Below are 14,318 nucleotides of genomic sequence, written 5' to 3' on the forward strand. Positions count from 1 at the left end.
TTAAGGAGGTGACGATTGCTTGAATGAAAAGGAAAAGATGGTTCTTGATTTGATTATGCAAGATGCCTTTTTATCTCAACAGGAAATGGCCGAGCAATTACAAATGTCTCGTCCAGCTTTAGCAAACATAATTTCTGGGTTGATAAAAAAAGGAGAAATTATCGGAAGAGCTTATGTTCTGCCAGAAAAGGATTCGATTGTTGCAATAGGTGGAGCCAATGTGGATCGTAAATTTTATATTCAAGGTTCAGTTCAATTAGGAACCTCTAACCCTGTTCACATGAGTGAGAGTGTGGGGGGCGTTGCTCGAAACATTGCGGAAAATTTAGGGAGACTTGGCAATACAGTAAAACTAATTACAGCTGTCGGAAGAGATCAAGATGCTCAAATGATAAAAGAAGAAAGTAAAGCTTTTATTAACCTGGACATAGTGGAGAAGATAGAGAATTCTAGCTCTGGCTCTTATTCAGCCGTCCTGAAAGATAATGGTGAGCTCGTCATTGCGATGGCAAATATGGACATTTATGATCAGCTACTTCCTAGTTTACTGCAGAAACATGAAGCCACTTTATTTAATGCAAGGTGTATCATTGTGGATTTAAACTGTCCTAAAGATACAGTTAAATACTTGAAAAATATTGCAAGTACAAAAAACGTACCATTAGCAATCATTCCAGTCTCATCTCCAAAAATAAAAAATCTGCCAGAAGGTTTAGATGGGGTTACATATTTTATTTGTAATCAAGACGAAGCCGAAACGTATTTAAACATGACACTAAATCAAAATAGTGATTATAGAAATGCAGTGAAACAAATGCTTGATCAAGGTGCAAAAAATGTAGTTTTAACATTAGGAGAAGAGGGTGTCATCGTTGGCAACCATGAAGGTATTAATCACTTTGAAGCAGTAAAAGTTGATCATGTAATAGATGTAACAGGTGCAGGTGATGCCTTTGTCAGTGCCTTCTTACATGGCTCTCTAAATGGTGAAAGTATAGAGGAATCTGTTCATTACGGCCTTTATAATGCTGCAAAAACATTGCAATCAGATAAAACAGTACGATTAGATCTAACAGCTGAAGAATTACATAATTGGAGGAATTATTAATGGAAAAATATATATCATACTCACAAGAAGTATTAGACGCAAAAGAAAAGGGGCTACCAGTCGTAGCGCTTGAATCGACAATTATTTCACATGGTATGCCGTATCCACAAAATGTTAAAACAGCACGTGAAGTAGAGCAAATTATTCGAGATAATGGCGCTGTTCCTGCAACAATTGCATTAATTGATGGGAAAATTAAAATCGGTTTAACTGATGAAGAGCTTGAAATGTTTGGAAATGCAAAAGATGTTGCAAAAGCTTCACGTAGAGATTTAGGTTACTTAGTAGCAACGAAAAAATTAGGTGCGACAACTGTTGCGGCGACTATGATTTGTGCAGAACTTGCGGGAATTGAGTTGTTTGTGACTGGTGGTATTGGCGGTGTTCACCGTGGTGCTGAAACGACGATGGATATTTCAGCAGACTTAGAAGAATTAGCACAAACAAATGTAGCTGTTGTCTGTGCAGGAGCTAAATCTATTTTAGACATTGGCTTAACACTTGAGTATTTAGAAACTAAAGGTGTACCTGTTATTGGATATGGAACAGATATTTTACCAGCCTTCTACACAAGAGAAAGTGATTTCAATGTAAACTTCAAAGCAAACTCAGTAGAAGAAGTAGCAGATATGATGCGTGCTAAATGGGACCTAGGACTTCGTGGAGGAGCGGTTGTTGCTAACCCAATTCCAGAAGAACAGGCACTTGATAAGGACTTTATCACGGGGATTATTGGATCAGCATTGAATGAAGCGGAAGAAAAAGGCGTTAAAGGAAAGGATGTTACACCATTCTTATTAGCAAAAGTTAAGGACTTAACTGAAGGTAAATCTTTAGATGCGAATATCGCGCTAGTTAAAAACAATGCTAAAATCGGAGCAGGAATTGCTGTTGCCTTAAATAATAATAAATAATCGAATCGAATTTGCCGACTTGGCGTAATGTAATTATGTGATGCGCTATCGTCATAGCCTACTCATATATAACAAATATTGCCGATGTTTCCGAAAATGGCATGTCCACGGAGGTAATAACTCATTCGCTAGAAGTAGAAAACTTCTACTGAGTGAAGTTGAAAATTATTCATAAAATGCATGAAAAAAGAAGTTCTCAAAATGTTTATAACCCATAATGTTAGCGAAAGCTAAAAATGGATTAAAAACAGACTTGAGAACTTCTTTTTAGTCATCTTAATAATTTCTTTAAGATGTATTGCACCATATGATTCGTGATTATTTTCTGAATGCACCTAATTCTGTAACAATTGCTTGCATTTCACTAGGACTGAATGTGTCACGTTTCATTACCATTTCGTATAGGTATAAAAGATCCTCATAATGTTCTTCTGTAAAATGTTCAGATCTCATTGCATCCACATTTACCATACGAAGTTTTTCTTTCATTTGCTCAATAATATAAACAACATTTTCTTGCGATGGCTTTGATAAGTCCATGTCATTGCCCTGCCTTTCGAAGTATACGATTTAATCATTCCATCTCAAAGGCACAATGTCAACCATAAATGATTTGAGTTGGAGCTGACTTCAAAAATTAATAAATTTTTTATAAAATGGAAGTATGAAAAATTTAGTAGCGGATTAGAATTTAATTTCTTAGATATCCGCATAAGAAGAAACATCATCTCGTGGGAGTTTGATATCAAGATGTGTTTCTCGTTGTAAGAAAATAAAGAAAATGTCTATGGAGGTAAAGAAAATGAGTGAAAGCAAATTATTAAAATCAGTTATAATTGGTGCACTTACAGGAGCTGCACTAAGTATGTTAGATCGTAAGACAAGAGAACATACAATTGAGTCTGCAAAGAAGATGAAAGATTCCATCATATATTATTCCCAAAACTACGATGAGCTACGTGAGGTATTAAGTGAAAAGTTGGAGGAAGCACAAGAGCTTTATGAAAAAACATCAGAAAATGTAAGCTTAATCGCAAGTGGCCTTGAGGAATTAAAAGATATGCCAAGCACTGTTCAAAGTTTAGTTGAAGATACTCGAAATGCCTTTAGTCAAAAAGAAGATATCATTCATTAAGAGCATTGACTCTTTATCGGAGGGAAGTGAGCAAATTGACTGAAGAGAAAAAAACATCCCAGAAAGGATTTTTAGCATCTGTACAAACATATTTAGAAGCAGATTCTTCTAGTGTTGATGTAACAACTGTTAAGGGATTTTTTCATGATCTGATCCTAAGAATGAGAGATGTGGATATTTCAGGATTGGGGGCTCAATTAGCTTACTTCTTTTTATTATCTTTTTTTCCGTTATTAATTTTTATTGTTGCACTTTTACCTTTTCTTAATTTAAATCAAAAACATATTTTTGATTTCCTAAGTACAGTAGTACCCACTGAAGTGTTCCTTCTTACACAAGGGACATTGGTTGAAATTCTTACAAATCAACATAATGGTGGGCTTTTGTCCATCAGTATTATCGGGACAATTTGGTCAGCTTCTAGAGGTGTCAATGCACTCATCAAAGCGTTGAATGAAACTTATGATACGGAAGTAAGGTCAAGTCTTATTAATCGATTATGGTCATTAGTATTTACAGTTGCTTTAGTTGTCGTTATTTTATTAGCACTAGTAATCCCTATTTTTGGACATTACCTAAGTTATTCATTGTTCACTTATTTAGGGGAGCAACAGTCTTTTACTACTTTTTGGACAACTACTCAATTTATCTTACCGCCCATTCTAATTTTTTTAGTACTTATGCTTATGTATTGGATGATACCTAATACGGATCCCCGTTTACGGGTTACAAGTGTTATCCCGGGGTCCATATTCGCAACTTTAGCTTGGTTAATATTAATATATGGATTCTCGTTTTACTTAGATTACTTTGGCAACTTTTCTTCAACGTATGGGAGTATTGCTGGTGTAATTGTTTTAATGTTGTGGTTATATTTTACGGGGATGATTTTAATATTTGGAGGATTACTTAACGCCTCCATGCAAAGAAGGAAATTGGAAAAAATGGAAGCAAACAACCACATTATATCTAATAGTTAAAAAGCTTTCGCAGATGTTACTTTGCGAAAGCTTTCTTTACCTTGAAGAAACAATGCGACAATGACATTTTAGATCTTATTATTTAGCATTCTAAGCCCATTTAGAATTACTAAAATTGTACTACCTTCGTGTCCAATTACACCAAGAGGTAAATCTACAATTTGCAAAAAGTTTGAAATAATAAGTAGTGTAATTACTGAAATGGAAAAGATGATATTTTGCTTTACGATTCGTTGCATTTTTTTCGATAGACGTACTGCATAAGCTATTTTTGATAAGTCGTTTTTCATAAGGACAACATCTGCAGTTTCGAGTGCTACATCTGTACCTCCACCCATTGCGATACCGACTGTTGATGTGGCAAGGGCAGGTGCATCATTTATTCCATCTCCAACCATCCCTACATACTTATAATCTTCCATATAGCCTTTAATATGATTTACTTTGGTTTCTGGTAAACATTCAGCAATATAGTCATGCACTCCTGCTTCTTTTGCAATGATGTGAGCAGTTTTTTTATTGTCGCCAGTTAGCATGGCTACATTTATGCCTAATTGCTTTAAAAGGGTAACGGCTTGTTTTGCTTCTTCTCGAACTGTATCCTTTAATGCTACAAGGGCAGCTATTCCTGAGCCATCTTTCATAAAGATGACAGTTTTCCCTTCCTCAGCTAGTGTTTCTGCACTTTGATTTGCAAAAGTTTGTGATTCCTCACGCCCAACAAATTCAGGCTTTCCAACTTTAAAGGTATTCCCATCTATTGTTGCGTTTAGCCCCCAACCTGGAACGTCCTCAATTTCAATGCCAGATAAGATTTCAATGGAATGCTCTTTTGCATATTTCGTAATCGCTTGTGCTAATGGATGGTTAGATTGTGATTCTATAGAAGCTAAAATAGAAATGACTTTTTCCTTATTTAAATCTTCTCGAACGATAATATCTGTAACAATAGGTGCTCCTTCAGTTAATGTCCCTGTTTTATCAACTGCTAGTAATTTTAGAACACTTAAATGTTCTAAGTGAACCCCACCTTTAAAAAGTACGCCATTTCGAGCGCCGTTTGATATTGCGGCAAGTGTAGCAGGCATAATTGAAGCAACAAGTGCACAGGGAGAAGCTACGACAAGTAATACCATTGCTCTGTAAAAGGTTGTTGTCCAGTCCCACCCTAAAAGGTAATGGGGAAGAAACATCATAACAACAACAGCTAACAGAACGAACTTTACATATATTCCTTCAAAGCGCTCAATAAATTGTTGCGATGGTGATTTTTCACTTTGAGCAGATTGAACAAGTGTAATGATTTTTTGAAATAAAGATTCAGTATTTGGCTTTGTCATATTTATCGTTAATGTACTACTTAAGTTCACAGTTCCTGCAAAAACTTCTTCCTCAACTTGTTTCGTTACAGGCATCGATTCTCCAGTAATAGCTGACTCATCAATGGATGAAGTCCCTTTGAAGATTACCCCATCTACAGGAATACGTTCACCTGGTTTAATAAGTAAATGGTCGCCAACAGTTAGGGAAGAGACTGGTACCTTTATGGGTTCAAATGCACCCCGAACTAGCCAAGCTTCTTCTGGTTGTAAATTCATTAATGCAGAAATTTCTCGATGACTTTTATTCATTGCATATGTTTCAAGGGCACCACTGACAGCAAAGATGAAAATAAGAATTGCACCTTCAGTCCAGTAACCTATGATTGCAGAACCAATGGCAGCTAAAATCATTAAAATTTCAACATTTAAAGATCGATTTTCAATTGTATCTAAAATGCCTTCTTTTGCCTTCGCATATCCTCCAATGATAAAGGCTGATAAATAGGCAAGAATTGAAGCAGTTTCTAAACCGTTTGAATCCATACGCCATGCAAGTAAAATAATAAGACCTGAAATTAGGGCAGCAATTAATTCGGCATGTTCTTTTACTTTCTCATTTAGATTAATGTTTTCTCGATTAGAGTAGTCCACATTATCCCTCCTTATGATAATGAATATCACTATCAAGTTGCTCAATTTACGTCAATGATAATGTTTTTCATTTATCTTAAATAATGATTATAATTCTTCTTTATTTAAAATGATTATAATATAGACTACTACAATTGTAAAACAAATACAATATGTATTTTATTATAGATAAAAAAATTTGCTCATAATAAAAAAGCTCGTAAAGGTAAGTACCTTTACGAGCTTTAATTCAATTTAATATGAAAAACTATTTAATAATTAGAATACACGTTCAGCGTATTGAGAAAGTTTTTCTAATGATGATTTTTCAACGTCTGCGTGTAATGAATTACCATGAGAGTCCATTGTAACAACTGCAGTGAAGTCTTCAACTGTTAAGTGCCACATTGCTTCAGGAATACCGAATTCTTGTAGATCAACCCCGTCTACACTCTTAATGCAGTCAGCATAGTACTGAGCAGCTCCACCGATTGCATTTAGGTAAACGCCACCGTGTTCTTCTAAAGCAGCAAGAGTTTTTGGCCCCATACCACCTTTACCGATTACAGCACGGATACCGAATTTTTTCATGATATCGCCTTGATAAGGTTCTTCACGAATTGAAGTAGTTGGACCAGCAGCTTTTACTGTCCAATTATCATTTTCGTCTTTGGCCATTACAGGACCGCAGTGATAAATGATATGTCCGTTAAGATCTACAGGTGCATCATGGCTCATTAAATGATGGTGAATTGCGTCACGACCAGTGTACATACGACCAGAAATTTTAACAACGTCACCAACTTTTAGCTCACGAATTTGTTCTTCTGTGATTGGAGCTTGAAGTTCGACTACTTTATTTTCTGATTTTTGTTCTGTTTTTGGTTCGTCACGGAAAGTGATTTTTTCACCTTCTTGGTAGTGCCAATTAGTAATTTCGCCAGTAGTTGGATTGATGTCAATCGCCATACGACGGTATGCCCAGCAGTTATAAGCTACAGAAACATAGAATGATGCTGGAATACGGTGCATTACACCAATTTTACAACCTAATAATGTTGCTTCACCGCCGAATCCCATTGTTCCAATACCGAATGTATTTGCTTTTTCAACAATATACTCTTCAAGTTTTGCTAGGTCTGGATTTGGATTTGTATCTTCAACATGACGGAATAATTGTTCTTTTGCTAAATCGTAACCAGAAGAACGGTCACCACCGATACCTACTCCGATGAAACCTGCAGAACAGCCTTGTCCTTGAGATTGCCATACAGAGTGTAAAATACATTTTCGGATACCATCTAAGTCACGTCCAGCGCGGCCAAGACCTTCTAATTCACAAGGTAGGCTGTATTGGATATTTTTGTTTTCACAACCGCCACCTTTAAGAATTAATTTTACCTCTATGTAGTCTTTTTCCCATTGTTCGAACTTAATAACAGGTAGACCGTCACCTAGATTATCTCCACTGTTTTTACCAGTTAAAGAATCAACAGCATTTGGACGTAATTTAGCGTCTTTTGTTGCTTGTACAATTGCGTTTTTAATCGCTGCTTTAATTTCAAGTTGATTTACACCAACCGGAGTTTTTACTTTGAAAGTTGGTAAACCTGTATCTTGGCAAATTGGTGACACATTATCTTCTGCCATTACGATATTGTTTGAAATTGTGTCTAAGCTCATTGCAGCACGAGTTCCCGCATTTTCAGCATCTTTCGCTTTTTTAATAGCACGACGAACATCCTTTGGTAAGTTCGTAGAAGTTTCACTTACTAAATCATAAAGACTTTTCTCCAAAGTCTGTAAATAAGAAGTAGCTACTTGAGACATATAATGTTCCCCCCAGAAAATTATGAATTATTCACTCGAAGACTATTATACCTTTTTTCTAGAAAAAAAGAGAGTGGTAGATTTTATTGTAATAAAAATAAAAAAGACATAATCTATTTGCGATTATGCCAGAAATGCATCATTATTCTTCAATTAGTTTATCTCGATGATGGAATTGATCCATTTTATCTTCTAAATCATCGATGATTTTGAGAAGGTTATCGATATCTTCAACATCAGCAGTTTCGGGATCGATAGCATCTAATACTTCAAGGAAGATTTGTAGTCGTTCTTTTACATAAGATACTTGTTTATTTTTATCAGAAATTGAATTAGACATCTTGTACATGTACACCTCGTTTCGTAACAACATAATATCGAATTATGGTGAAATCATCAAATATTTGTCGATGGGCTGTTTAACCATTCTTAAGATAGGCCTTTAGGATTAATTTTAAACAATCGTTATTCAGAATATTTACAATATTTAAAATGTGTGATAAATTACATTTAAGTAATCGAAAGGAGATGGTCGAAAAGTATATGCTCACTCAAAATATGAAAAGGAGGGAGTTTAAACAATTTTTCGGCTATCTTGCCGGACTAAGGTTTAATCAATAAAAATGGAGAATAGTGAAACATAGCCACCCTAGAGTGCATCTAAAAAAGATGCGCCTAGGGTTTTTATATTGTAGTTAGAAAGTTTGGATTATCGAAGTTTTAACAATGAATGTCCAGGAATTTAAGTAAAATTGCACGTGTGTTACGTAGTCCTAGTAGGGGAGTTTCTTGTCGAAATCAATGCTGCGGAAATAATAGGTAATATGGGATTCACCATCGCGTCGCGTAGCCTAAACCAAGTTAAACGCTTCTTAATATAAAGTACAGCCATTCAGATGTAGCTGTGGTAAGATATTACGGTGTTATTATGGTTAAAGACGTCGGAGGTCATCATGGTAGTTCAAAGATTTGAGCAATATAGATTTTTAATTTTAGTCATCATTGTTTCAATATCCGGTTTTTCGCAAGGAATGTTATTACCTCTTATTTCGATTATTTTTGAAACAGATGGTGTTTCTTCAACGTTAAATGGATTGAACGCGACTGGCTTATACATAGGTACGTTATTAATATCGCCATTTATCGAACAGCCATTAAGGAAATTTGGCTATAAACCAATTATCATTTTTGGAGGGGCTATCGTCTTTATTGCCCTAATGTTATTCCCGCTTTGGAAGCATGTAATGTTTTGGTTTATTCTTCGATTATTAATTGGGATTGGAGATCATTGTCTTCATTATGCAACTCAAACGTGGATTACTAGTTCTACACCTCACGGAAAATTAGGGAAGAGTATGTCCATCTACGGCTTGTCTTTTGGCGTTGGGTTTGCAGTTGGTCCGTTATTTGTGCCACTCGTTAAAGTATCAGAGGTGTTCCCATTCGTCATATCGTCAATTCTTTGTCTGATAGCTTGGTCACTCATATTTTTTGTAAAAAATGAACATCCGGATCTGTTGAAAGGTGATGCACAAGAGACGAATAGCTTTAGTCGTTACTTATTATCATTTAAATACGCATGGGTTGCATTTTTGCCGCCATTTGTTTATGGGTTTTTAGAAACATCTTTAAATGCGCTTTTTCCGGTTTATGCACTTCGTAAAGAGTTTGATGTATCGCTAGTCTCCATTATATTAGCCGCCTTTTCAGTCGGGGGGATTATTACACAAATTCCAATCGGTGTATTAGGTGATAAGATTGGTAGAAGGAAAGTAATACTCGTTGGGTTATTTAGTGGAGCAGTTATTTTTGGAATAGGGAGTCAGTTCGAGAATTCGGAGATTTTCATTGCTTGTGTCTTTTTAATAGCAGGAATGTTTATGGGTTCATTATTCTCTTTAGGGATTACGTATATGGCAGACCTTACGCCAAAAGAGTTACTGCCTACAGGAAACTTATTGTGTGGAATCTTCTTTAGTATAGGAAGCTTAACTGGACCTTTTATTGGCGGACTATATTTACAGTTGGTTGAGGTATATAGTTTTTTATTATTTATAGCATTGATCTTATTTGTTTTATATATGATTGTACTTTTATTCGGAAAGAAGTTAAGAGCTCAGGTAAGGTAGGAAGTAATAGCTTCCTACCTTTTATATTTGAGTTTACTATTTGCCATGAAGGTTTTAAGAATTGAAGAGGGCTTTATTTTTATGAGTAGGTTTCAAGGGAGTATGAGCGTAGAATCAGGCTTTATGAGCACTATTGGATCATATATGAGCATTAAACCAAGAAATATGAGCCCCCAATACAGCATTATGAGCACATCAGTCTTTATGAGCAGGTTACCTGGAGATAAGAGCGTAGAATCAGGCATTATGAGCACCAAGAAAGAAATATGAGCACCAGATGCCCATATTTGAGCACGCATTCAAAGGATTTATAAACAAAATCAAAAAAAGCTGACTCGAACGAATCATGTTCGAGTCAGCTTGAATTTCTAGAACTGTTGAGTGCTTATGATAAACGATTACGATAGTCTTCATAACCAAACTTACGAATAACTTTAACGCCTTCTTGTTCATTATATAAGCAAATACTTGGTAAGTTTACACCATTGAACATATGGTTTTTCACCATTGTATAGTGAGCCATGTCAGTGAAAACAATTTTATCGCCTGGTTTTAATGGTTGATCGAATGAATAATCACCAATTACGTCACCAGCAAGACAAGTCATTCCACCTAAACGGTAAGTGTGTGCTTTATCATTTGGTGTACTTGCACCGATAATTTGTGGACGGTATGGCATTTCTAAAACGTCTGGCATGTGACATGTTGCAGAAGTATCTAAAATTGCAATTTCCATTCCATTTTTTACAATATCAAGTACTGTAGTAACTAGGTAACCAGTATTTAAAGCAATTGCCTCACCTGGTTCTAAAATGACTTTTACACCATACGTATCTTGCACGTGGTTGATTAATGAAACAAGTTTTTCAATGTCATAATCCGGACGTGTAATATGGTGACCGCCACCGAAGTTAACCCATTTCATTTGATGTAAGTATTGACCATATTTTTCCTCAAAGTGAACTAAAATACGTTCTAATACATCTGAACCTTGTTCACACATCGCATGGAAGTGAATCCCTTCGACTCCGTCTAATTCGTCAGGACGGAATGAATCAACAGGAATTCCTAAACGTGAATTGATATAACATGGGTCATAAAGTGGTGTTTCAACTTCAGAATAACCAGGGTTTACACGTAATCCGATTGAAACGTGCTTGTCTAAACTTTGTACTTTCGCTTTGTACTTGTTTAGTTGGTCAAATGAGTTGAACACAATATGATCAACATATGTTAAATATTCATCAATTTCATGTTCAGCGTAGGCCGGTGCATAGGCATGTACCTCTTTACCGAATTCCTCGTATCCTAAGCGAGCTTCGAAAAGAGAACTCGCCGTAATGCCTTTAAGATAATTACGAGCCATTGGGAAAGTCGAGAACATCGAAAATCCTTTTAGTGCAAGTAAAATATCGCAACCTGTACGGTCTTGTACAGATTTTAAGATTTCAAAGTTTCTTTGCAATAAACGCTCATCTACTACGTAACTAGGAGATGGAGCTTTTGTCCAATCAATTGTCTTCATATTACTTTGCCTCAACTTTGTTGTCGTTTAAGTCAAGGTCGATTAGTTCAGGATTAAAGCTTTCTTGCCATGGAAGACCCCATTTATTTAAAGCTTCCATGAATGGATCTGGATCGAATTCTTCTACGTTGTAAACGCCTGGTTTTTGCCATGTACCGTTCATAACAAGCATAGCACCAATCATTGCTGGTACTCCTGTTGTATAAGAAATCGCTTGTGAACCAACTTCACGGTAACATTCTTCATGATCACATACGTTATAAACGTAGTAAGTTTTCTCTTCGCCATCTTTAATACCACGAGCGATAATACCGATATTTGTTTTACCTTTAGTACGTGGCCCAAGTGAAGCTGGATCTGGTAAAACTGCTTTTAAGAATTGAAGTGGTTGAATCATTTTACCTTCAAATTCAATCGGTTCAATTGATGTCATACCAACGTTTTCAAGAACATTTAAGTGAGTGATATATTTTTGAGAGAATGTCATCCAGAAACGAATTTGTTTAATTCCTGTAATGTTTTTCGCTAAAGATTCTAATTCTTCATGATATAGAAGGTACATATCTTTAGGTCCGATTTCTGGGAAGTTATAAACTTCTTTGAATTCTAATGGGTCTGTTTCTACCCATTCACCTTGTTTCCAGTAGCGTCCGTTTGCTGTAATTTCACGGATGTTAATTTCAGGGTTGAAGTTTGTAGCGAATGGATATCCATGGTCCCCAGCGTTTGCATCTAAAATATCGATATAGTGAATTTCATCGAAGTAATGTTTTAATGCATATGCAGAGAATACGCCTGTTACACCTGGGTCAAATCCACTACCTAATAAAGCTGTAAGGCCAGCTTTTTCGAACTTTTCTTTGTAAGCCCATTGCCATTTATATTCAAACTTAGCTGTTTCAGGTGGCTCATAGTTTGCAGTATCAACGTAGTGTACACCTGTAGCTAAACATGCATCCATAATAGTTAAATCTTGATATGGTAAAGCTACGTTAATTACCACATCTGGTTTAAATCCATTGATTAATTCAACAAGTTCGTCCACATTATCCGCGTCTACTTGAGCCGTATGAATAATTGTTTTACCGCCGTCTAATTTTTCTTTTAAAGCGTCACATTTTGACTTCGTTCGACTAGCGATCATAATCTCTTCGAACGTTTGCGAATTTTGTACACATTTGTGTACCACTACACTAGCAACTCCGCCAGCTCCAATAATCAATGCTTTACCCAATTCTTTATAACCCCCTTAAAGGAATAGTAGTATTAATATTCAATTACACCATAGCATAATTGAGATGAACGCAAAAATATTTTCTTTAATATTTTTACACAATAAAACAGATTATACAGAATAAATTTTAAGCTATCAATCACTTTTCGACAAAAAATTTGTTGAAAAAGTAAAAAAATCCTACAAAATCCCATTTAACCTTTTGCTCTCGTTAAATAGATTAAACCAAAATAATAAAATTATTATCATTATTTTTTTTCTAATAAAGAATCTAGCTTTAAATCTTCGTTTTTATCAATAAATCTTTAGAAGATAATACTTTAGCCTTATAAAAATTGTAAAAATATAACGATAAAAACATATATAATGGAAATATTTAATGGAGGGAAAATTAGAGGTGACCAATCCAATTATGAATATTAAAACAAAAATTGTATCTACATATAAAACGATTGACATAGCTGCTGGTTCGATTATTATGGCGATTGGCATTTTCTTATTGGGTGCAATTCATCAATTTCCATTACTAGATGAACATTTTGGACGTTATCTTTCAGCAATCTTAGTGATTGTTTGGTTGTTACTTCTGTTTTCATTTTGCTTTTCATTATTTATCAGGGAATACCAAAATAGCTTAGTAAGTTCGCCCATTAAAAGTTTTGCTGCAGGGACATGGATTGCTGGAACATCAGTAGTAGGGATCATAATGATTCATTACTTCCCTGTATTAACTACAGGATTAACAATTCTTTTATATATGAATGTTTTCCTTTGGTTCATCTACATCCTTTTTTGTATTTGGCAATTTAAAAAGATCATAGGAATAGGTTCTATTAAAGATGTGCATGGATTAGTTTTATTATCCACAGTTAGTACACAGTCCATTGCTTGTCTTTTAATTAATTACTATCAAGAATCTTTATCAGCTAACATAATTTTTTACTTAATAAGTATTGGGATAGGTTTTTACTTATTTTCTATTATTTTAATTGGTATTCGATTTTCTTCAAAATGGTTTGATATTCATGAATGGAAAAATACTGATTGTATTATTCATGGTGCATTGTCGATTACAGGGCTTGCAATGACTCAATCGAGACAGTTTGAGACCGATGTGCTGTTTGTTTTTTGGTGGGTAGTGTTTTCAATATTTGTCATAGTAGAAATGATAGAAATCATTCGGGGAGTAAATAGAATTAAAAAGCTAGGATGGAAAAAGGGAATATTTACTTACAATATTTCACAATGGGCAAGAAACTTTACGTTTGGGATGTTTTATTATTTCACTTACAATCTTGTGAACATGATGGGTAAAGATTTACTGAAATTTCAAACTGAAGTAATGTACGTATTAGGTTGGATTATACTGATTATACTCATTACTGAAATTGCTCTTTTACTATCAACAATTATTCTTAAGAATATGAATGGAATTGAAAATGGGGCATTGAGGTAAATGCCTAGAAAACATACTCCTTATGTATTTTCGCATAAGGAGCTTTTTTATGGAG

General features: G+C 35.1%; 12 protein-coding genes. 6 read left to right on the forward strand and 6 right to left on the reverse strand.

The annotated features are described in order from the left end of the window. The first annotated feature begins 19 nt into the window (after positions 1-19). Together JOD29_RS07135 and JOD29_RS07140 are read left to right on the forward strand one after the other, a co-directional pair. Entirely contained in the window at positions 20-1,108 is a 1,089-nt protein-coding gene (locus tag JOD29_RS07135; RefSeq protein WP_124763916.1) for a PfkB family carbohydrate kinase, read from the forward strand. Further along, positions 1,108-2,022, forward strand: a complete 915-nt coding sequence (locus tag JOD29_RS07140) for a pseudouridine-5'-phosphate glycosidase (protein WP_124763917.1) — start codon at positions 1,108-1,110, stop codon at positions 2,020-2,022. Before JOD29_RS07135 ends, JOD29_RS07140 begins: the two co-directional genes overlap by 1 nt. 318 nt (positions 2,023-2,340) lie before the next feature. On the opposite strand, the gene JOD29_RS07145 is transcribed toward JOD29_RS07140, so the two are convergent. After that, on the reverse strand, positions 2,341-2,562 hold the full coding sequence (locus tag JOD29_RS07145) for a DUF1128 domain-containing protein (RefSeq protein WP_124763918.1): 222 nt from the start codon (positions 2,560-2,562) through the stop codon (positions 2,341-2,343). Positions 2,563-2,824: 262 nt separating this feature from the next. On the opposite strand from JOD29_RS07145, the gene JOD29_RS07150 reads away from it, so the two are divergent. Both JOD29_RS07150 and JOD29_RS07155 read left to right on the forward strand, forming a co-directional pair. Further along, positions 2,825-3,157, forward strand: a complete 333-nt coding sequence (locus tag JOD29_RS07150; RefSeq protein WP_124763919.1) for a YtxH domain-containing protein — start codon at positions 2,825-2,827, stop codon at positions 3,155-3,157. Between the two features lie 35 nt (positions 3,158-3,192). Beyond that, positions 3,193-4,137, forward strand: a complete 945-nt coding sequence (locus tag JOD29_RS07155) for a YihY/virulence factor BrkB family protein (RefSeq protein WP_239585609.1) — start codon at positions 3,193-3,195, stop codon at positions 4,135-4,137. 68 nt (positions 4,138-4,205) lie between these two features. On the opposite strand, the gene JOD29_RS07160 is transcribed toward JOD29_RS07155, so the two are convergent. The 3 genes from JOD29_RS07160 to JOD29_RS07170 form a co-directional block, all read right to left on the reverse strand. Then, positions 4,206-6,110: a heavy metal translocating P-type ATPase gene (locus JOD29_RS07160; protein WP_124763920.1), complete on the reverse strand. Its 1,905-nt coding sequence runs from the start codon at positions 6,108-6,110 to the stop codon at positions 4,206-4,208. Between the two features lie 258 nt (positions 6,111-6,368). Then, the gene (locus JOD29_RS07165) at positions 6,369-7,919 is read right to left on the reverse strand and encodes a fumarate hydratase (protein ID WP_124763921.1); all 1,551 of its coding nucleotides are present in this window, start codon (positions 7,917-7,919) and stop codon (positions 6,369-6,371) included. A gap of 142 nt (positions 7,920-8,061) precedes the next feature. After that, on the reverse strand, positions 8,062-8,259 hold the full coding sequence (locus JOD29_RS07170; RefSeq protein ID WP_124763922.1) for an SE1561 family protein: 198 nt from the start codon (positions 8,257-8,259) through the stop codon (positions 8,062-8,064). Positions 8,260-8,872: 613 nt separating this feature from the next. On the opposite strand from JOD29_RS07170, the gene JOD29_RS07175 reads away from it, so the two are divergent. After that, positions 8,873-10,048: an MFS transporter gene (locus JOD29_RS07175; RefSeq protein ID WP_124763923.1), complete on the forward strand. Its 1,176-nt coding sequence runs from the start codon at positions 8,873-8,875 to the stop codon at positions 10,046-10,048. Between the two features lie 385 nt (positions 10,049-10,433). On the opposite strand, the gene nspC is transcribed toward JOD29_RS07175, so the two are convergent. Both nspC and JOD29_RS07185 read right to left on the reverse strand, forming a co-directional pair. Continuing rightward, the gene (gene nspC, locus JOD29_RS07180) at positions 10,434-11,573 is read right to left on the reverse strand and encodes a carboxynorspermidine decarboxylase (protein ID WP_124763924.1); all 1,140 of its coding nucleotides are present in this window, start codon (positions 11,571-11,573) and stop codon (positions 10,434-10,436) included. A gap of 1 nt (position 11,574) precedes the next feature. After that, positions 11,575-12,807 carry a saccharopine dehydrogenase family protein gene (locus JOD29_RS07185; RefSeq protein WP_124763925.1) on the reverse strand — a complete coding sequence of 411 codons (1,233 nt, stop codon included), beginning with the start codon at positions 12,805-12,807 and terminating at the stop codon, positions 11,575-11,577. A gap of 397 nt (positions 12,808-13,204) precedes the next feature. On the opposite strand from JOD29_RS07185, the gene JOD29_RS07190 reads away from it, so the two are divergent. Beyond that, positions 13,205-14,263, forward strand: coding sequence for a TDT family transporter (locus JOD29_RS07190; RefSeq protein WP_158610535.1), 1,059 nt, complete (start codon positions 13,205-13,207; stop codon positions 14,261-14,263). Positions 14,264-14,318 lie beyond the last annotated feature (55 nt).

This window comes from Lysinibacillus composti, from assembly GCF_016908465.1.
GTDB classification, from domain to species: Bacteria; Bacillota; Bacilli; order Bacillales_A; family Planococcaceae; genus Ureibacillus; species Ureibacillus composti_A.

Excerpts from the sequence above, each read along its gene's own strand:
- JOD29_RS07175 (WP_124763923.1), top strand. The coding sequence starts at position 8,873 with ATGGTAGTTCAAAGATTTGAGCAATATAGATTTTTAATTTTAGTCATC.
- JOD29_RS07140 (WP_124763917.1), top strand. The coding sequence starts at position 1,108 with ATGGAAAAATATATATCATACTCACAAGAAGTATTAGACGCAAAAGAA.
- JOD29_RS07165 (WP_124763921.1), bottom strand. The coding sequence starts at position 7,919 with ATGTCTCAAGTAGCTACTTCTTATTTACAGACTTTGGAGAAAAGTCTT.
- JOD29_RS07170 (WP_124763922.1), bottom strand. The coding sequence starts at position 8,259 with ATGTCTAATTCAATTTCTGATAAAAATAAACAAGTATCTTATGTAAAA.
- nspC (WP_124763924.1), bottom strand. The coding sequence starts at position 11,573 with ATGAAGACAATTGATTGGACAAAAGCTCCATCTCCTAGTTACGTAGTA.
- JOD29_RS07145 (WP_124763918.1), bottom strand. The coding sequence starts at position 2,562 with ATGGACTTATCAAAGCCATCGCAAGAAAATGTTGTTTATATTATTGAG.
- JOD29_RS07150 (WP_124763919.1), top strand. The coding sequence starts at position 2,825 with ATGAGTGAAAGCAAATTATTAAAATCAGTTATAATTGGTGCACTTACA.